Source organism: Peribacillus sp. FSL K6-5616, from assembly GCF_038008245.1.
Taxonomy (GTDB): Bacteria; Bacillota; Bacilli; order Bacillales; family DSM-1321; genus Peribacillus; species Peribacillus frigoritolerans.
The window spans coordinates 4,875,142-4,893,959 of sequence record NZ_JBBOYT010000001.1 but is presented as its reverse complement, the minus strand read 5'-3'; the positions used below and the strand labels follow the sequence as shown (position 1 = coordinate 4,893,959).

The window sequence follows — 18,818 nt, the reverse complement described above, 5'->3', positions numbered from 1 at the left end:
GCAGCCAGGGGGGATGAAGGATGGATTTCAAGTTTACCGAAGAACATGAAATGATGCGGAAAATGGTAAGCGCTTTTGCGGAGAAAGAGATCACTCCTCATATCGAGGCAATGGAAACAGGCGTGTTTCCAAAAACGATTCTTCAAAAAATGGGTGAGCTTGGTTTGATGGGAATTCCGATTTCAGAAGAATACGGTGGCGCGGGTATGGACTTCATGTCTTATATCATTGCCATCAATGAGATTTCCAAAGTAAGTCCCACTCTCGGTGTCATACTGTCCGTTCATACATCTGTTGGCACAAATCCAATCGTTTATTTTGGAACGGAAGAGCAGAAGCGAAAGTATGTGCCTAAGTTAGCCGCTGGTAAAAATTTAGGGGCCTTTTGTTTGACTGAGCAAAGCTCAGGTTCTGATGCTGCGAGTTTGAAATCGAAGGCAGTGGCAGTAAAGGAAGGCGGACAATATCGAATAAATGGGTCCAAGGTTTTTATCACCAATGGCGGGGAAGCGGATGTGTTCATTGTTTTTGCCTCGACCGACCCTCAAAAGGGAAGCAAGGGAATCTCTGCTTTTGTCGTGGAAAAAGGGACGCCAGGTTTAATCATCGGAAAAGACGAACGTAAAATGGGCCTTCATGGCTCGAGCACCGTGCAGGTAACATTCGAGGATATGAAAGTCCCTGCAGCCAATCTCCTTGGCAAAGAAGGTGAAGGCTTTAAGATCGCCATGGCCAACTTGGATGCTGGAAGGATCGGGATTGCCGCTCAAGCGCTGGGAATTGCTGAGGGTGCCATGGAACATGCTGTCCGATATGCAAAAAGCAGGGAGCAATTCGGAAAACCCATTGCAGAACAGCAAGGGATTGGTTTCAAACTGGCCGAAATGGCAACGGGCATAGAAGCTTCGAGGCTACTCGTCTATCGGGCGGCATATTTACGCTCGCAGGGGTTGAATTGCGGTAAAGAGGCTGCAATGGCTAAGCTATTCGCTTCGAGGACGGCCGTTGAGGTGGCGATAGAAGCAGTCCAGGTGTTCGGAGGCTATGGATATACAACGGATTATCCGGTCGAACGATATTTCAGGGATGCGAAGGTAACTGAAATTTATGAGGGTACAAGCGAAATACAGAGAATGGTCATCAGTAAAAATCTATAATTACGAGATATTTAGGAGGCATTGTCATGCAATTTAAACTAACGGAAGAACATGAAATGATCAGGAAAATGGTGCGCGACTTTGCCCAGAATGAAGTGGCTCCGACTGCTGCCGAGAGGGATGAAGAAGAACGATTCGACCGTGAAATCTTCGATAAAATGGCTGAACTTGGATTGACAGGGATTCCGTGGCCTGAGGAATACGGCGGAATCGGAAGTGATTACTTAGCGTATTGCATAGCGATTGAGGAACTTTCCCGCGTTTGCGCTTCTACTGGGGTGACATTATCAGCCCATACTTCACTCGCAGGATGGCCAATATATAAGTTTGGCACTGAAGAACAAAAACAAAAATACCTTCGCCCGATGGCACAGGGTGAAAAAATCGGTGCATATGGCCTGACTGAGCCTAGCTCAGGCTCAGACGCTGGCGGGATGAGAACGACTGCAAAGCTTGTGGGTGATGAATATGTTATCAGCGGTTCCAAAATCTTCATTACGAACGGCGGGATTGCGGATACATATGTCGTCTTTGCCTTGACAGATCCTGAATCGAAGCAAAAAGGAACGAGTGCTTTTATCATTGAAAAGGACTTCCCGGGCTTCAGTGTTGGTAAAAAAGAGAAGAAGCTTGGAATCCGTTCATCACCGACTACGGAAATCATCTTTGATGAGTGCCGTGTTCCTAAAGAAAATCTCCTTGGAAAAGAAGGGGAAGGCTTTAAAATCGCGATGATGACGCTTGATGGCGGCCGTAATGGAATTGCAGCCCAGGCTGTAGGGATAGCCCAAGGTGCATTGGATGCCGCGGTTGATTATGCAAAAGAGCGCGTCCAATTCGGCAAGCCAATTTCTGCACAGCAAGGAATCGGTTTTAAATTGGCGGATATGGCAACGGGTGTCGAGGCTTCAAGGCTATTAACCTATCAGGCTGCCTGGTTGGAATCAGTGGGCCTTCCTTATGGGAAAGAGTCGGCCATGTCCAAACTCTTTGCTGGAGATACAGCAATGAAAGTGACGACGGAGGCCGTGCAGGTTTTCGGGGGCTATGGATATACAAAAGATTATCCAGTGGAGCGGTATATGCGCGATGCGAAAATAACCCAGATTTACGAAGGTACACAGGAAATTCAAAAGCTGGTCATCTCACGGATGGTTACTAAATAGGGTTGAAACTGCGGTTTTCCGATGAGGCTCTGCCTTTACCGGAATTCCCTTTTCAATTTCTTCAGAATGTCTTTGATTAATGAATAATGGGCTTTCAAAAGGAGTTTGGAAATGGAAAAAAGAGAGGTTCTTGCATCTGTAAAGGATGAGCGGCTGGTTGAAAAAAGGCGTAAGCAAATGATTAAAGGAGCTGTAACCCTTTTTAAAGAAAAGGGATTTCATCGTACGACTACCAGGGAAATTGCCAAAGCTGCAGGCTTTAGCATCGGCACATTATATGAGTATATCCGGACCAAGGAAGATATATTATATCTCGTTTGTGACTTTATCTATGATGAAGTCCAGGAAAAGCTTCAGAAGGAAATAGAACAGAGTGATGGGACACTTGAAAGCTTGAAGCTGACGATCGCCTATTTTTATAAAGTGATGGATGATATGCAGGACGAAGTGCTTGTCATGTATCAGGAAGTGAAGGCCCTGACGAAAGATGCTTTACCATATGTTCTGAATAAAGAACTTCGGATGGTGGGCATGTTCGAAAAAGTGATAACGAAATGTGTTGAGAATGGGGAGCTATCATTAACGGAAAAACAAATAAGCCTTGTTTCACATAACATTTTCGTACAGGGACAGATGTGGAGTTTTAGAAGATGGGCTTTGCATAAACAGTACACGCTTCAAGAGTATGTTGAACTGCAGACGCAATTATTGATTCAAAATGTATCGGGTTCCAAAGTGCACTGATATAAATAAGTTTCAATAAGGGGGAGCTACATGAGTACAGTTGAGGTGTATAAACCGAAGAACCATATTAGATTCGTTACAGCTTCGAGTTTATTTGATGGACATGATGCATCCATCAATATAATGAGGAGAATCCTTCAGTCCAGCGGGGCGGAAGTTATTCACCTAGGTCATAATCGTTCGGTGGAAGAAATCGTGAATGCGGCCATCCAGGAAGATGTCCAAGGCATAGCCATGTCATCTTACCAAGGCGGACATGTGGAATATTTTAAATATATGTATGACCTGCTGATGGAAAAGGGAGCCGGGCACATTCGGATTTTTGCCGGCGGTGGCGGGGTCATCATCCCTAGGGAAATTAAAGAACTCCATGATTATGGAATTGCCCGTATCTTTTCGCCTGATGAAGGGAGGGAATATGGGCTTCAAGGAATGATAAACGTTTTGATGGAGGAGTGTGATTTCTCGACAGTCAAACCATCTTTACAGGAACGTTTTGATGAATTGATTGCCGGGGGAACGAATGCCATTGCCCAATTCATTACCTTTGCCGAAAATAGACTCGATGTTTCACAGGAATCAGCGGCAGCGGTGGAGAGTCTTTTTGAGCAGATCAAGACTTCCGAAAAGAAGGTTCCTGTTCTGGGAATCACGGGGACTGGCGGAGCTGGAAAAAGTTCATTGACTGATGAATTGATACGAAGGTTCATTAACGAAATTCCGGATGAGAGAGTCGCCATTCTATCTGTAGACCCGACCAAACAGAAAACGGGCGGTGCCCTTCTTGGTGACAGGATCAGAATGAACTCGATCTTTTCAGATCGTGTTTATATGCGGAGCCTAGCCACGCGCCATTCAAAAAGTGAGCTGTCTTTGGCGATAAAGGATGCCATTTCCGTCGTGAAGGCAGCAGGCTTCGATTTAATCATCGTTGAAACGAGCGGGATCGGTCAGGGTGATGCAGAAATTGCCGAAATATGCGATGTTTCCATGTATGTGATGACGAGTGAATTCGGTGCTCCTTCGCAACTTGAAAAAATCGATATGATTGATTATGCAGACTTGATAGTCATTAACAAATACGAGCGCAAAGGTTCCGAGGATGCAAAAAACCAAGTTCAAAAGCAATACCAAAGAAGCCGTACGCTTTTTGATCAAGATCCATCTGAAATGCCAGTATACGGTACAATCGCTTCCCAATTCAATGACCCAGGCACCAATGCATTATTTGCCGCACTGATTGAAAAGCTTAATGAAAAATCAGGAACGGCTTGGAGTACGGCCTTTTCGAAAGAAGCGGATGTTTACAAACAAAATGTCATCATTCCCACTGACCGCCGGTATTATTTACGTGAAATCAGTGATACGGTCAGATCGTATCATAAGCGTGCCGCTGAACAAGTGCGTATTGCCCGGAGGCTTTTCCAGCTTGAAGGAGCCATTGATGCAGTTAAGGAACATGATAACGATGGCGATATGGTGGCTTCTTTAGAAAAACTGAAAAAGGAAACCGCTTCGAATTTATCACCTGAATCTAAAAAAATCCTTTCTGGATGGATGGATTTAAAAGAAAAGTATGCAGGAGAGCAGTTTGTAACGAAAGTCAGGGATAAAGAAATCGTCACAAAGCTGAAAACGAAAAGTTTATCAGGTTTAATGATCCCGAGAGTATCACTGCCGAAATATGTGGATTATGGAGAGATTTTGGGATGGGTATTCCGTGAGAACGTTCCGGGCTTCTTTCCTTACACAGCGGGAGTTTTTCCGTTCAAGCGTGAAGGGGAAGACCCGAAGCGGCAATTTGCCGGTGAAGGATCGCCCGACCGTACCAACAGGCGTTTTCATTATTTATCAAAGGATGATACTGCTAAACGGCTTAGCACGGCTTTCGACTCTGTAACTTTATATGGCGAGGACCCTGATCACCGGCCTGATATCTATGGAAAGGTAGGGGAAAGCGGAGTCAGCATCTGCACGTTGGATGACATGAAAAAGCTGTATGCAGGTTTTGATCTTTGCCACCCCTCAACCTCTGTATCCATGACCATCAATGGACCGGCACCAATCATTTTGGCCATGTATATGAATACGGCAGTCGATCAGCAGATTCAACGGAAAGAAGAAGAGCTAGGCCGTCCCCTTACAGATGCCGAAGCTGAAGAAGTGCAAGCTTATACGCTTCAGACGGTACGCGGTACTGTTCAGGCGGATATTCTGAAAGAGGACCAAGGCCAGAATACATGCATCTTCTCTACGGAATTTGCTTTAAGGTTAATGGGCGACATTCAAGCCTATTTCATCGATCGCAAAGTCAGGAACTATTACTCTGTATCCATTTCTGGCTATCACATTGCAGAAGCGGGTGCCAACCCAATTTCACAGCTGGCTTTTACATTAGCGAATGGCTTTACTTACATCGAATATTATTTAAGCCGCGGAATGAATATTGATGACTTTGCCCCGAATTTGTCGTTCTTCTTCTCAAATGGGCTCGACCCGGAATATACGGTGATCGGGAGGGTGGCAAGAAGGATCTGGGCGACAGTCATGCGGGATAAATATGGTGCGAACGACCGCAGCCAGAAGCTCAAATATCATATACAGACCTCCGGGCGCTCGCTTCATGCCCAAGAAATTGATTTTAATGATATCAGAACGACACTTCAAGCTTTAATGGCACTGCAGGACAACTGTAATTCCCTGCATACTAATGCGTATGATGAAGCCATCACGACGCCTACTGAAGAATCCGTTCGCCGGGCAATGGCCATCCAAATGATCATTACGAAGGAACATGGTCTCTCAAAAAATGAAAACCCGATGCAAGGTGCCTTCATCGTGGAGGAATTGACGGATCTGGTCGAAGAGGCCGTCCTGCAGGAGTTCGATCGCATCAATGATCGAGGCGGTGTGCTGGGTGCAATGGAGACGCAGTATCAGCGCGGGAAAATCCAGGATGAATCGATGCATTACGAAATGAAAAAGCATACGGGAGAATTGCCGATCATCGGTGTCAATACGTATATGAATCCAAATCCTCCTTCCGAAGAAGCGGTGAACAGCATGGAAATTGCCCGTGCAACCAAGGAAGAAAAGGAAGGGCAAATCATAAATCTCCGGGCATTCCAGGAAAGAAATAAGGAGTTCACGGATGAAGCGTTAACTAAACTGAAATTGGCAGCCATGAATGGGGAAAATATCTTTGCTGAGCTCATGAACTGCGTGAGGGTGGCCAGTCTGGGTCAGATAACGAGGGCGTTATATGATGTCGGCGGTCAATACCGAAGAAATATGTAAACTAAAGAAGGGGGCTCCGAACGTTTAGGGGCCCTTTTTTTAAATAATTCCCGTCTTTTTTAACAAAATGAAGATTTTACCTTATAATTATTTGGAAAAGGGGCAAAAATGAAGAATCAGCCCTATTGGAGTTGAGAAAATGAACCTGAAAATGATTGGGTTGATCATAGGTTACATTCTTGCCATCATTTTTTTATTTGAGCTGTATGAGCATCAACTGGGTGCCATTTCTTTTTTTATCCTGACTGTTGTCTTTTTTACGGCAGCCTATCGTCAGAAATCGAAAAAGAAAAAAAAGGAATGATCTTTAGCTTTTGGTTTCCTGTGAATGATAGACAATAAGGTAAATCTGTGAAAGTATCATATAGAACTAGCATAAACCCATTTAGATTGTTTATAATGGAGTATATGTCTAGCAGGAATTGTCGTTATTTTATCGAACTACTGTTTTAGATTATTTTTTTATGTGAAAAAACACGGAATTCAGTGTTTGAATAGAGAAGGGAAGTGCGGAATTTGAGTTTAAAACAATACTCAAAAGAGCAATTATTGGAAATGTCCTTAATAGAGATGGCATATGATTTGTTAGTTGAAAGAAATGAACCGATTCCATTTAAAGACTTAATTAGTGAATTAGCTTCGCTGCACCATTTATCCAAAGCGGAAGTGGAAAAGAAAATTGCCCAATTCTATACGGATTTAAATGTGGATGGCCGTTTCACTTCACTTGGAGACAACCGCTGGGGATTGAAAACTTGGTACCCGGTTGACCAAATCGAGGAAGAAGTCGTACATGTTGTAAAACCTAAAAAGAAAAAGAAAGCCAAAAAGGCTGCTGTCGTCATCGATGATTTCGATGAACTTGAAGACGAAGACCTTGACTTTGAAGAAGATATCGATGATCTGGACGAGGATGAAGATGACGACGATGATGATATTCTAGGTACTCCAGTCATCGACGAAGTGCTTTTGGATGATGACGTGGATGATGACGACGATCTGGAAGAAGAAATAATCGAAGATGATGCATTTGTCCTGGAAGATGATGAGGACGAAGATGAAGACGAAGATGACTTGGATGACTTGAATGAAGAGGATGAGAAATAAATAATCGCCCTTGACTTTTTAAGGCGAAATTTGTAGAATCATTTTTGGGCTCCTTAAAAAAGGACACAATGATTAAATTATATCGCTCCCTTACTTTTTTGTAAGCGGAGCGTTTTTGTTTTTAATGATGGAATGAATAAATGACATCATTTTTTTATTTTTAAAAATGATTTCTCGTAGAATTGTAAAAACTATAGAGAACATATTTATGTTAACTGTCATTTAAGGAAATTTATTCTTGTTCATGTATCCTGCATGACTCTCACTAAAGACCTTTAAGTGATTAATGGTTTGTACTGGTTACGGTTTTTAGCTTTTAACCGCCCTTTTGGCGGAAGATTTGATTCAGGTTCCGATCTAATGATGGGAAGAACTGAATTGGAAGAAATCATTCTATTAGGAGGATATAAGATGACAAAATATATTTTTGTGACAGGTGGAGTAGTTTCTTCCTTGGGAAAAGGGATTACGGCCGCTTCTTTAGGAAGATTATTAAAAAATAGGGGATTGAATGTTACGATCCAGAAGTTTGACCCTTATATCAACTTGGATCCTGGTACGATGAGTCCATATCAACATGGTGAAGTGTTTGTAACGGATGATGGTGCTGAAACGGATTTGGATTTGGGGCACTATGAGCGTTTCATCGATATCAACCTTGGTAAACACAGCAATGTGACTACAGGCAGAATTTATTCAACCGTCCTGAGAAAAGAACGCCGCGGCGATTATCTAGGTGGAACGGTTCAAGTCATTCCCCATATCACGAATGAAATTAAAGAACGGGTTTTCCGTTCAGGCAATGAAACGAATGCCGACATAGTCATCACTGAAATTGGCGGTACTGTAGGGGATATCGAGTCTCTTCCATTCCTTGAAGCGATTCGCCAAATCAAGAGTGATATCGGCATCAATAATGTTATGTATATCCACTGTACATTGGTTCCTTACATCAAAGCTGCAGGTGAAATGAAAACAAAACCGACACAGCATAGTGTAAAAGAATTACGCAGTCTTGGCATTCAGCCAAATATCATCGTTGCACGTACAGAAAGCCCGATTTCACAAGATATGAAGGATAAAATCGCTTTATTCTGCGATATCGATAAAAATTCTGTTATCGAATGTCTTGATGCGGATACACTTTACTCGATCCCTCTAGCGCTTCAAGCACAAAATATGGACCAAATCGTTTGTGATCACTTGCAATTGGACTGTGGCGAAGCGGATATGGAAGATTGGAAGGAACTAGTCAAAAAGGTTACTTCTTTATCAAAGAAAACGAAAATCGCCTTAGTCGGAAAATATGTTGAATTGCAAGATGCTTATCTTTCTGTAGTGGAAGCACTTAAGCATGCTGGTTACGCATTTGATGCAGATGTTGAAATCGACTGGGTGAATTCCGAAGATGTAACTAAAGAAAATGTTGCAGAACTTCTTCAAGATGCAGATGGAATCCTTGTACCTGGAGGTTTTGGAGATCGTGGAATCGAAGGGAAAATTGCAGCGACTGAATTTGCCCGCACGACAAAAAAACCTTTCTTCGGAATTTGCTTAGGCATGCAGTTGGCGTCCATTGAGTATGCACGCAACGTCCTGGGATTGCCAGAAGCACATTCAGCTGAAATTAAGGAGGATACTCCTGATCCAATCATCGATCTTCTTCCTGAGCAGAAGGATGTAGAAGATTTGGGCGGAACACTGCGTCTTGGTCTGTATCCATGTAAGCTTATCGAAGGTACTAAAGCATACGAAGCTTATAATGACGAGGTTGTTTATGAACGTCACCGTCACCGTTATGAATTCAATAACCACTACCGTCAAGCTATGGAAGAGGCAGGATTCGTGTTCTCCGGTACAAGTCCAGATGGCCGTCTAGTCGAAATCATTGAACTGAAAGATCATCCTTGGTTTGTGGCTTCCCAATTCCATCCGGAATTCACGTCACGTCCTAACCGTCCACAGCCGCTATTCCGCGACTTTGTCGGTATGTCATTAAAGAACGGCGAAAATCGTTAATAAACAAAAAAACAGCCCCTGTGGCTGTTTCAGACTGTAGGCAAACTTGAAGAAAATCGAGTTTGCCTACAGTTTTTTTTGTGGTTTGTACTTTGGGAGGTTGATGGCCACTCCAAGCACCTCTTAGACGCGCTTTCCCGCATGAGTCCCGCACACCCGCTCCAATCAAGTTTGTTTTAACATTTAGAGAGTGGTCAGTGGGTTCGGGAACATCATTTGATGAAAGATATATTTTTCCGAACCTTTTTTAGATGAATTCATCATTCTTCATCTTCATATTCTTTTATGATTTCTTCAAGAGTGAATTTAATTCCATGATAAGCGAAAAGAGCGGTAAGGAGGGTAGGGTACCCATATCGATTTCCGGTTTCATCGGGAATCAATCCCCGTTGGATGCGTAAATCAATATGTACGTCAGCCAACTCCAAAAGAGAATCTTCTTCGGAAGGGACGGATGTAGAAACCGCAACAAATGGGATATCCTTTTCCTTGAGTTGTCTTGCCAGCATCAATGCTTCTGAATCGTCCGAATGGCGGCTGAATATAAGAAATCGATCTTCCTTGGAAATTGTTTCACTTAAATCATAGCTTTTTGCCTTAGGAAAGGGTTCTTCCCCATTCAATGCCTCGGCAGTGACGCCCTGCATTTCACCAAAACCGTGAATGAACACAGAACCGTCCCCAACCACAGCCTGAGCCAGCAGGCGTCCGGCATCCTCCATTTCAAAGGCTTCATTTTCAATCATTTTTTTAAATAAACCGCTTATCTGTGTCGAGAAAATTTTTAACATGATCAGGGACTCCTTTAAAAAATAATATACTTATTATAAAGGACTTTCCTTTGCATTGACAGGTTTCAGGGTTTTTGGTCCAAAGGGCTGAATTGACTAAATCGGTCGAAAAAACAAAAAAATTAAAATTCCTTTTAGCCATACAGCAGGAATTTTGTTACAATTATCGAATATGAACATAGATATCATGAATGAATAAATGCGTTGCTCAAGTAATTTAACGCAATCTATGTAACTACCCTTTTTCGGGTAATAGGCCGAATAGGCTAATATATTTAATGGATGAATCGGGAAGGGGAGAGGTGATAAAATGCCAGGGAAAATATTGATTGTTGATGATCAATTCGGGATTCGTATTTTATTGAACGAGGTGTTACATAAAGAAGGGTATGAAACATTTCAAGCAGCTAATGGCATTCAAGCCTTGGAAGTGCTAAATAATCATTCACCCGATCTTGTATTGCTGGATATGAAAATTCCGGGAATGGATGGCATTGAGATCTTGAAAAGGATGAAAGTCGTCGATCCGGACATCCGGGTCATAATCATGACGGCATATGGTGAACTTGATATGATTCAAGAAGCAAAGGATTTAGGGGCAATGACACACTTTGCAAAGCCGTTTGATATTGATGATATTAGAAAAGCCGTTCGTGAATACTTGCCGATTCAATCGAGTTAACGGTCTTGAAAATTTAATATTATTGACGGGGAAATTGCCGCGGCTATCTTTTTTTAGATGGGCCGTGTTTTTTTGGAATAAAATTTGAGACATGGTACAGTTGTAATTGTTGCTGTTTTTTTGATGTATTGATATGCTAAAAGAGGAGAGATATTCTGATTTATAAAGCGTATGCTACTTTGGTTTTAGGGAATATCTAGAAAGAATTAACTTTAAAAATAAACATCCACTAGTAGGAGGAAATCAAATGCCTTTAGTTTCTATGAAAGATATGCTGAATAAAGCCCTTGATGAAAAATATGCAGTAGGTCAATTCAATATCAATAACCTTGAATGGACTCAAGCTATCCTAGCTGCTGCTGAACAAGAAAAATCTCCAGTCATCCTTGGTGTTTCCGAAGGTGCTGCCCGTCATATGGGTGGTTTTAAAACAACTGTCATGATGGTTCAAGGTTTGTTGGAAGACATGAAAATCACTGTTCCTGTGGCCATTCACCTTGACCATGGTTCAAGTTATGATAAATGTAAGGAAGCCATCGAAGCGGGATTCACTTCAGTAATGATCGATGCTTCACATCATCCAATTGAAGAAAATATCGAAACAACCAAGAAGGTTGTCGAATTCGCTCATGCACGGAATGTTTCGGTTGAAGCGGAAGTGGGCACGGTTGGCGGACAAGAAGATGATATAATCGCTGATGGAGTCGTATATGCAGACCCTCAAGAATGTGAACAGTTGGTTAAAGAAACGAATGTCGACTGTTTTGCTCCAGCTTTGGGATCCGTTCACGGACCATACAAAGGTGAACCTAACCTAGGCTATAAAGAAATGGAAGAAGTACGGGATTTAACGAACAAACCTCTTGTTCTTCATGGCGGTACAGGCATCCCTACGAAAGATATCCAAAAAGCGATTTCTCTTGGAACATCAAAAATCAATGTGAATACGGAAAATCAAATTGTGTTCACAAAAGCGGTTCGTGAAATCCTGAATAACGATTCTGAAGTGTACGATCCTCGTAAATACATGGTTCCTGGCCGTGAAGCTATCAAAGAAACGGTCATCGGCAAAATTCGTGAATTCGGTTCAAACGGCAAAGCATAATTTCAAAAGGGTTCCATCCCTTTAAATGTAAGGCAATATTCCCATTGGGGGGCTCCCCCCTAATGGTTTCTTTTAGATGCAGGCTTAATCCGATCTCTATTTTTCGAACAATTAGAATTCAATAGAGAAATAAAAAATCGATTACATACGGAGGATATTTTATGAAATTCTTTATAGATACAGCAAATATGGAAGAAATCAAACAAGCGCACGAACTTGGCGTACTAGCAGGTGTTACGACTAACCCATCACTTGTTGCCAGGGAAAAGGGAGTTTCTTTCCATGACCGGCTAAAAGAAATCACAAGCCTTGTTAAGGAATCCGTTTCTGCTGAAGTCATTGCGCTTGATTTTGAAGGAATGATGGCAGAAGCCAAGGAGCTTGTTGCGATTGCACCTAATATCACGATCAAAGTGCCAATGACTCCAGATGGCTTGAAGGCTGTTTCAGCACTTACAAAACAAGGTGTCAAAACAAATGTCACGCTTATTTTCAGTGCCAACCAAGCATTATTGGCAGCTAGGGCAGGAGCAACTTATGTATCGCCATTTTTAGGACGCTTGGACGATATCGGCCAAAATGGTTTGGATTTAATTTCGGATATTGCTGACATATTTGCAATCCATGATATCAATGCTGAGATCATTGCAGCTTCCATCCGCCATCCGATGCATATTACAGAAGCGGCTCTTAAAGGAGCACATATTGCAACGATCCCTTATAAAGTTTTAATGCAATTATTCCACCACCCATTAACGGATAAAGGGATTGAAGCTTTCTTGAATGATTGGAATTCACGTACAGAAGCATAATGCCTTGCCGCTAAGTCGCTATAGATTGCACTGTTTTAATAAAATTAACATAAATTAGAAATTTTTATCTTTTTTTACATGAATTTTCTACTTTTGTGTAAACTAAAGAACTAGATAGTAAATGTTGTCGGATTATGCAATTTTCTTGTGGTAAAATATTACTTTTTGGAAGTAGCTTCTAAGTGCTTAGCGTGGAAGGGAGTATATTATGGAAAAACTTAAAATTGCCGGTGGCTATCCTCTAAAGGGAAGCATTCGTGTCAGCGGAGCAAAAAATAGTGCGGTTGCCCTTATTCCGGCAACAATTTTAGCGGACTCTCCCGTAACGATTGAAGGCCTGCCGGATATCTCGGATGTACAGATGCTGAAAGAGTTAATGGAGGAAATCGGCGGTGAGGTGTCCTTTGATGAAGGGCAGATGACAGTCAACCCCAGCAGGATGATTTCAATGCCTCTTCCGAATGGCAGGGTCAAGAAGTTACGTGCTTCGTATTATTTAATGGGGGCAATGCTTGGTAAATTCAAAAAGGCAGTGATCGGCTTGCCTGGAGGCTGCCATTTGGGACCCCGTCCGATAGATCAGCATATTAAGGGGTTCGAAGCACTTGGCGCACAAGTGACGAATGAACAAGGAGCCATTTACCTTAGGGCGGACGAGCTCCGGGGAGCACGCATATATTTGGATGTCGTTAGTGTAGGGGCAACGATCAACATCATGCTTGCCGCTGTTTTGGCCAAAGGCCGCACTGTGATTGAAAACGCTGCGAAAGAACCGGAAATCATCGATGTCGCCACATTGTTGACCAATATGGGAGCAAAAATCAAGGGTGCTGGAACGGATATCATTCGTATTGATGGTGTGGAAAGTTTGCATGGTTGCAAGCATACGATCATACCGGATCGGATTGAAGCCGGTACTTTCATGATTTTAGCCGCTGCTGTCGGTGAAGGGATTCTGATCGATAATGTCATTCCCCAGCATTTGGAGTCATTGACTTCCAAATTAAGGGAAATGGGGATTAATATTGAAGCGGGTGATGACCAGATATTTGTCTCACCGGGAGAAAATTATAAATCCGTTGATATCAAGACGTTGGTTTACCCTGGATTCCCAACAGATCTTCAGCAACCTTTCACTTCCCTTTTAACAAAAGCAAGCGGTTCTAGCATGGTGACCGATACGATATACGGGGCACGATTTAAGCATATTGATGAACTGCGACGCATGAATGCGAAGATCAAAGTCGAGGGCAGAGCAGGCATCGTCGATGGTCCTGTCCAACTTCACGGGGCAAAAGTGAAGGCAAGCGATTTACGTGCCGGAGCAGCTCTGGTAATTGCCGGTTTAATGGCTGAAGGGATTACAGAAGTGACCGGGCTTGAACATATAGATCGCGGATATAGCCATCTTGTTGAAAAACTTTCAGGTTTGGGAGCGACGATTTGGCGTGAAGAAATGACGCAAGAAGAAGTGGAGCAGCTTAAAAGCTGATCCCTTTTCTTGTTACCTCATTGTGTTACTATATATGATATAATGTGTTATACTAATATATAAATAAATCATGCTAGTGTACATGAGGGGGAACCGGAAATGGAAAGAAGTTTATCGATGGAGCTAGTCCGCGTAACAGAGGCGGCGGCCCTAAATTCAGCTCGTTGGATGGGAAGAGGAAAGAAAGACGAAGCGGATGATGCAGCTACAACTGCGATGCGGGATGTTTTCAATACCATTCCCATGCAAGGAACGGTTGTAATCGGTGAAGGGGAAATGGATGAGGCGCCAATGCTTTATATTGGCGAAAAACTTGGCACTGGTCTTGGGCCGCTAGTGGATGTTGCGGTTGATCCATTAGAAGGAACGAACATCGTTGCATCTGGCGGCTGGAATGCATTGGCTGTATTGGCGATAGCCGATAAGGGGAACTTGCTTCATGCCCCGGATATGTATATGGATAAAATAGCTGTCGGACCCGAGGCGGTTGGTCAGATTGATATCAATGCTTCCGTGTTGGACAACCTGAAAGCGGTAGCCAAGGCAAAAAATAAAGATATCCAAGACGTGGTTGCAACAGTATTGAACCGCGATCGTCATTCGAAGATCATTCATGAACTTCGTGAGGCAGGGGCACGTATCAAATTGATCAACGATGGAGATGTCGCAGGAGCGATAAATACGGCCTTCGATCTTACCGGTGTTGACATCTTATTCGGATCTGGCGGAGCTCCAGAGGGAGTCATTGCAGCCGTTGCCTTGAAATGCCTTGGAGGGGAAATTCAAGGTAAGCTCGTTCCTCATACTGATGAAGAAGTGGAACGGTGTGGGAAAATGGGCCTTGAATTAGGAAAAGTCCTCAGAATGGAAGATCTTGTTCGCGGAGATGACGCAATTTTTGCTGCAACAGGTGTGACTGACGGAGAACTTTTACGCGGTGTACAATTTAAAGGGCATTACGGCGAAACGCAATCCGTAGTCATGCGTGCTAAATCTGGTACCGTTCGATTCATTGATGGGCGTCACAGTCTTAAGATTAAACCGAATGGTTTGATTGACTGATAGCGTTTTTTAGAAAAATCACTTTTAAAAAGCGAGCGGTTTCATCGCTCGCTTTCTCTTTAAAAAAATTTAAGTTGAATAATTAAAATAAAAAAAGTAAAATAAAGCTTGGTCTACTATTAATAATTTAAAATCTGCCCTTTCACTCCAAACTTCAAGAAGCCTTCAAATAATTTTCTTCTTTACATGTAAAAATGTATCATCCTTTCTAAGAAAACTCTGGTCGGGTACATGGATTGCGGTTTTTCTTCCATCTAACAAACCAATTCTTTTTCAGTATGGGTGAAAACGTTTAATTAATAAAAGTGTGGTGTCATAATGAATTTAACTATTTCTAATTTAGAAAACATGAAACTTAAGGATCTCTATGAGCACGCTCGTGAATATAAAGTTTCCTATTACAGCAAACTTTCCAAAAAGGAACTTATTTTCGCTATCCTGAAAGCGCAAGCTGAGCAGGATGGTCTCCTATTCATGGAGGGCGTTTTAGAGATCATCCCTTCCGAGGGCTTCGGTTTCCTGCGTCCAATTAATTATTCTCCAAGCTCGGAGGATATTTATATTTCGGCTTCACAGATCCGCAGATTCGATTTGCGAAATGGAGATAAAGTGTCCGGTAAGGTAAGGCCTCCAAAAGAAAACGAGCGCTATTATGGATTGCTGCATGTTGAAGCGGTCAATGGCGATAATCCGGAATCAGCTAAAGAGCGTGTCCACTTTCCAGGTTTAACACCGCTGTATCCTAACAGGCAAATTAAACTGGAAACGACACCGAAGAACTTATCGACCAGGATTATGGATGTCCTGGCACCGGTCGGTTTCGGACAGCGTGGTCTGATTGTTGCACCGCCAAAAGCCGGTAAAACGATGCTCATCAAGGAAATTGCCAATGCGATAACCACAAACCATCCCGAATCGGAATTGATTGTACTGTTGATCGATGAACGCCCGGAAGAAGTGACAGACATTGAACGTTCCGTCGCAGGAGACGTGGTAAGTTCAACTTTCGATGAAGTGCCGGAAAACCATATCAAGGTGGCTGAGCTGGTGTTAGAACGAGCCATGCGACTTGTGGAGCATAAACGGGATGTCATCATTTTAATGGACAGCATCACTCGCCTAGCCCGTGCTTACAACCTTGTCATTCCGCCGAGCGGGCGTACACTATCAGGGGGGATTGACCCTGCTGCATTCCATCGTCCGAAACGCTTTTTCGGTGCGGCGAGGAATATCGAGGAAGGCGGCAGCCTGACGATCCTTGCTACAGCCTTGGTAGATACTGGTTCAAGAATGGACGATGTCATTTATGAAGAATTTAAAGGTACGGGCAATATGGAGCTGCATCTAGATCGTGCCCTTGCCGAAAGACGGATCTTCCCGGCAATCGATATTCGTCGCTCAGGTACACGTAAAGAAGAATTGCTAATTCCGAAAGATCGCCTGGATAAACTATGGGCCATTAGGAAAACGATGTCAGATTCGCCTGATTTCTCGGAGAAATTCCTTCGCCGTCTAAAACAGACAAAAGGCAATGAAGAATTTTTCAGTAAGCTGGATGAAGAGATGTCAGAAATGAAAAAGGGTCCAGCGAGCGTAAAACGTTCTTAAACCCTGTAAGAAACAAACAGTTGCACAACTAGTTTTAAGTTGTTATAATGAGTTCATGTGTTTTTACAATAAATGTGAGGGTGCTTTTCCCTCAACTTGAAGTATATAACTCTGTTTCGAATGATTCAGGGCATAAGGAGCTGAAAAGAATGAAAACTGGAATTCATCCAAATTATAAGCTTTCAAAAGTAATTTGCTCTTGCGGAAACACTTTTGAAACTGGTTCAGTTAAAGAAGAGATCAAAGTTGAGACTTGTTCAGAGTGCCATCCATTCTATACTGGTCGTCAAAAATTCGCTGAAGCTGGCGGACGTGTTGATCGTTTCAACAAAAAATACGGTATTAAATAAGCCGGACTTTTTAAAAAACAGGCAAGTATTTTTCTTGCCTGTTTTTTCTTTTCCATAAACAAGTAAGAATTTATACAAAGCCAGGTCGACTTCAATTATGGCCAATGGATCGACAGGTGGAAGGGAGTAGCTGTTTCCATGTATGTAATGAAACAAACAGGCTGGATCGAGCTTATTTGCGGAAGCATGTTTTCAGGTAAATCTGAAGAATTGATTAAACGAGTCAGCCGTGCTCAATTTGCTAAAGAGCAGATAGCTGTATTTAAACCAGCTATTGATAATCGCTATGCGGAAGAGGCTGTCGTATCACACAATGGCTCTTCTGTGATGGCAAAACCGATTGCCCATTCAACGGATATTTTTAAGTATTTGGACAAGCCCCTGGATATCATTGCAATAGATGAAGTGCAATTTTTTGATCATGAAATTATCGGGGTTGCCCAGCATCTTGCGGACAGCGGTTATCGAGTGATTATGGCTGGACTCGATCAAGATTTCAGAGGTGAACCATTCGGTCCTATGCCTGTTCTATTATCGCTTGCAGAATCGGTGACTAAGCTGCAGGCAGTGTGTGAAGTATGCGGATCACCTGCGAGCAGGACACAGCGCTTGATAGATGGAGAGCCGGCCTCCTATGATGAGCCGATCATCCTTGTGGGTGCATCGGAATCGTACGAGCCCCGCTGCCGCCATCATCACGAAGTTCCGGGTAAGCAGGCTGTCGGGATTAAAGAACATATTTGAATGATGGTGCCCTATGATCCAATGAGATCACTGGGTGCTTTTTTTATGCGGAAAAGTGGAAAAGACTATCGAGTTATTAGGTGGCCTGACCAATACATGGAAGGGAAATAAAAGATAAATATTGCCCCATTTTGGGTAGGCTAACGAGGAAATGTTCTTCTTAACCAGTCAAAATGGAGGGAAAAAATATGAAATCAAAACTGCTTATTATGACGGCCTTTTTGCTTGCTTCACTAACGGCATGCGGTCAAAATGACAATGCAATAAATAATGATTCGGAATATGGGGATCAATCCCGGGATGGCAGGGTTGGCAATGGTTTAAATCAAGTATCCAATAATGATTGGGATAATGAAGCGGAACGACCATCAGATCAGGTTCTCAACACACCGCATCATACATCCAATAATTCTCCATCCATGGGGCAGCAAATTGATGAAATCCGCGGGGTGATCGAATCGGAAACTGATTATGAGGCCGGTTCCGTTTGGTTTAATGGAAATACCATACACGTTACGGTCCATGATAAAGGCAAAATCAAGACCGAAAAAGAAAGAAATAAGGAAATGCAGCGAATACAAGGCATGATAAACAGGGTTGTGCCTCAATATAATGTAGATGTCGAATTAAACAAGTAACGGCACGACATTTTTGAATCTCTTTGACGTTGATTATTCACCTA

Annotated in this window: 17 protein-coding genes; 16 read left to right on the top strand and 1 reads right to left on the bottom strand. The window is 42.7% G+C overall.

Going from position 1 to position 18,818, the window contains the following annotated elements; all coding sequences use genetic code 11:
- Positions 1 to 20: 20 nt before the first annotated feature.
- The 7 genes from MHB45_RS23745 to MHB45_RS23715 all read left to right on the top strand — a co-directional run bounded on the left by MHB45_RS23745 (position 21) and on the right by MHB45_RS23715 (position 9,490).
- Complete coding sequence (locus tag MHB45_RS23745) at positions 21 to 1,157, top strand: acyl-CoA dehydrogenase (protein ID WP_048683539.1); 1,137 nt, start codon at positions 21 to 23, stop codon at positions 1,155 to 1,157.
- Between the two features lie 26 nt (positions 1,158 to 1,183).
- Positions 1,184 to 2,323: an acyl-CoA dehydrogenase gene (locus MHB45_RS23740; protein WP_048683536.1), complete on the top strand. Its 1,140-nt coding sequence runs from the start codon at positions 1,184 to 1,186 to the stop codon at positions 2,321 to 2,323.
- Between the two features lie 111 nt (positions 2,324 to 2,434).
- Positions 2,435 to 3,067: a TetR/AcrR family transcriptional regulator gene (locus MHB45_RS23735; RefSeq protein WP_161922071.1), complete on the top strand. Its 633-nt coding sequence runs from the start codon at positions 2,435 to 2,437 to the stop codon at positions 3,065 to 3,067.
- A 30-nt stretch (positions 3,068 to 3,097) separates the two neighbouring features.
- Complete coding sequence (icmF, locus tag MHB45_RS23730) at positions 3,098 to 6,364, top strand: fused isobutyryl-CoA mutase/GTPase IcmF (RefSeq protein ID WP_161922072.1); 3,267 nt, start codon at positions 3,098 to 3,100, stop codon at positions 6,362 to 6,364.
- A gap of 139 nt (positions 6,365 to 6,503) precedes the next feature.
- A complete protein-coding gene (locus tag MHB45_RS23725) occupies positions 6,504 to 6,668 on the top strand; it encodes a hypothetical protein (RefSeq protein WP_153246117.1) in 165 nt (54 codons plus the stop codon).
- 212 nt (positions 6,669 to 6,880) lie between these two features.
- The gene (rpoE, locus tag MHB45_RS23720; protein ID WP_048683530.1) at positions 6,881 to 7,471 is read left to right on the top strand and encodes a DNA-directed RNA polymerase subunit delta; all 591 of its coding nucleotides are present in this window, start codon (positions 6,881 to 6,883) and stop codon (positions 7,469 to 7,471) included.
- A gap of 411 nt (positions 7,472 to 7,882) precedes the next feature.
- The gene (locus MHB45_RS23715) at positions 7,883 to 9,490 is read left to right on the top strand and encodes a CTP synthase (protein ID WP_048683527.1); all 1,608 of its coding nucleotides are present in this window, start codon (positions 7,883 to 7,885) and stop codon (positions 9,488 to 9,490) included.
- A 260-nt stretch (positions 9,491 to 9,750) separates the two neighbouring features.
- Here MHB45_RS23715 and MHB45_RS23710 read toward each other — a convergent pair whose 3' ends face one another.
- Positions 9,751 to 10,281 carry a DUF2529 domain-containing protein gene (locus tag MHB45_RS23710; protein ID WP_048683523.1) on the bottom strand — a complete coding sequence of 177 codons (531 nt, stop codon included), beginning with the start codon at positions 10,279 to 10,281 and terminating at the stop codon, positions 9,751 to 9,753.
- Positions 10,282 to 10,591: 310 nt separating this feature from the next.
- Between MHB45_RS23710 and MHB45_RS23705 the strand changes: the two genes are divergently transcribed.
- The 9 genes from MHB45_RS23705 to MHB45_RS23665 all read left to right on the top strand — a co-directional run bounded on the left by MHB45_RS23705 (position 10,592) and on the right by MHB45_RS23665 (position 18,774).
- Positions 10,592 to 10,963, top strand: coding sequence for a response regulator (locus MHB45_RS23705; protein ID WP_034315860.1), 372 nt, complete (start codon positions 10,592 to 10,594; stop codon positions 10,961 to 10,963).
- A gap of 247 nt (positions 10,964 to 11,210) precedes the next feature.
- A complete protein-coding gene (locus tag MHB45_RS23700) occupies positions 11,211 to 12,068 on the top strand; it encodes a class II fructose-bisphosphate aldolase (protein ID WP_048683519.1) in 858 nt (285 codons plus the stop codon).
- A gap of 161 nt (positions 12,069 to 12,229) precedes the next feature.
- Positions 12,230 to 12,880: a fructose-6-phosphate aldolase gene (gene fsa / locus MHB45_RS23695; protein ID WP_034315855.1), complete on the top strand. Its 651-nt coding sequence runs from the start codon at positions 12,230 to 12,232 to the stop codon at positions 12,878 to 12,880.
- A gap of 208 nt (positions 12,881 to 13,088) precedes the next feature.
- The gene (locus MHB45_RS23690) at positions 13,089 to 14,372 is read left to right on the top strand and encodes a UDP-N-acetylglucosamine 1-carboxyvinyltransferase (protein ID WP_048683515.1); all 1,284 of its coding nucleotides are present in this window, start codon (positions 13,089 to 13,091) and stop codon (positions 14,370 to 14,372) included.
- Between the two features lie 99 nt (positions 14,373 to 14,471).
- Entirely contained in the window at positions 14,472 to 15,434 is a 963-nt protein-coding gene (gene glpX, locus MHB45_RS23685; RefSeq protein WP_034315852.1) for a class II fructose-bisphosphatase, read from the top strand.
- 318 nt (positions 15,435 to 15,752) lie between these two features.
- Positions 15,753 to 17,042 (top strand): transcription termination factor Rho, encoded by a 1,290-nt coding sequence (gene rho, locus MHB45_RS23680; protein WP_034315849.1) that lies wholly within the window; start codon positions 15,753 to 15,755, stop codon positions 17,040 to 17,042.
- Positions 17,043 to 17,191: 149 nt separating this feature from the next.
- The gene (rpmE, locus tag MHB45_RS23675; protein ID WP_034315847.1) at positions 17,192 to 17,392 is read left to right on the top strand and encodes a 50S ribosomal protein L31; all 201 of its coding nucleotides are present in this window, start codon (positions 17,192 to 17,194) and stop codon (positions 17,390 to 17,392) included.
- A 138-nt stretch (positions 17,393 to 17,530) separates the two neighbouring features.
- A complete protein-coding gene (locus MHB45_RS23670) occupies positions 17,531 to 18,136 on the top strand; it encodes a thymidine kinase (RefSeq protein ID WP_034315845.1) in 606 nt (201 codons plus the stop codon).
- 188 nt (positions 18,137 to 18,324) lie between these two features.
- On the top strand, positions 18,325 to 18,774 hold the full coding sequence (locus tag MHB45_RS23665) for a hypothetical protein (protein ID WP_048683510.1): 450 nt from the start codon (positions 18,325 to 18,327) through the stop codon (positions 18,772 to 18,774).
- The last annotated feature ends 44 nt before the right edge of the window (positions 18,775 to 18,818 follow it).

Excerpts from the sequence above, each read along its gene's own strand:
- MHB45_RS23745 (WP_048683539.1), top strand. The coding sequence starts at position 21 with ATGGATTTCAAGTTTACCGAAGAACATGAAATGATGCGGAAAATGGTA.
- MHB45_RS23740 (WP_048683536.1), top strand. The coding sequence starts at position 1,184 with ATGCAATTTAAACTAACGGAAGAACATGAAATGATCAGGAAAATGGTG.
- MHB45_RS23735 (WP_161922071.1), top strand. The coding sequence starts at position 2,435 with ATGGAAAAAAGAGAGGTTCTTGCATCTGTAAAGGATGAGCGGCTGGTT.
- icmF (WP_161922072.1), top strand. The coding sequence starts at position 3,098 with ATGAGTACAGTTGAGGTGTATAAACCGAAGAACCATATTAGATTCGTT.
- MHB45_RS23725 (WP_153246117.1), top strand. The coding sequence starts at position 6,504 with ATGAACCTGAAAATGATTGGGTTGATCATAGGTTACATTCTTGCCATC.
- MHB45_RS23715 (WP_048683527.1), top strand. The coding sequence starts at position 7,883 with ATGACAAAATATATTTTTGTGACAGGTGGAGTAGTTTCTTCCTTGGGA.
- MHB45_RS23710 (WP_048683523.1), bottom strand. The coding sequence starts at position 10,281 with ATGTTAAAAATTTTCTCGACACAGATAAGCGGTTTATTTAAAAAAATG.
- MHB45_RS23705 (WP_034315860.1), top strand. The coding sequence starts at position 10,592 with ATGCCAGGGAAAATATTGATTGTTGATGATCAATTCGGGATTCGTATT.
- MHB45_RS23700 (WP_048683519.1), top strand. The coding sequence starts at position 11,211 with ATGCCTTTAGTTTCTATGAAAGATATGCTGAATAAAGCCCTTGATGAA.
- fsa (WP_034315855.1), top strand. The coding sequence starts at position 12,230 with ATGAAATTCTTTATAGATACAGCAAATATGGAAGAAATCAAACAAGCG.
- MHB45_RS23690 (WP_048683515.1), top strand. The coding sequence starts at position 13,089 with ATGGAAAAACTTAAAATTGCCGGTGGCTATCCTCTAAAGGGAAGCATT.
- glpX (WP_034315852.1), top strand. The coding sequence starts at position 14,472 with ATGGAAAGAAGTTTATCGATGGAGCTAGTCCGCGTAACAGAGGCGGCG.
- rho (WP_034315849.1), top strand. The coding sequence starts at position 15,753 with ATGAATTTAACTATTTCTAATTTAGAAAACATGAAACTTAAGGATCTC.
- rpmE (WP_034315847.1), top strand. The coding sequence starts at position 17,192 with ATGAAAACTGGAATTCATCCAAATTATAAGCTTTCAAAAGTAATTTGC.
- MHB45_RS23670 (WP_034315845.1), top strand. The coding sequence starts at position 17,531 with ATGTATGTAATGAAACAAACAGGCTGGATCGAGCTTATTTGCGGAAGC.
- MHB45_RS23665 (WP_048683510.1), top strand. The coding sequence starts at position 18,325 with ATGAAATCAAAACTGCTTATTATGACGGCCTTTTTGCTTGCTTCACTA.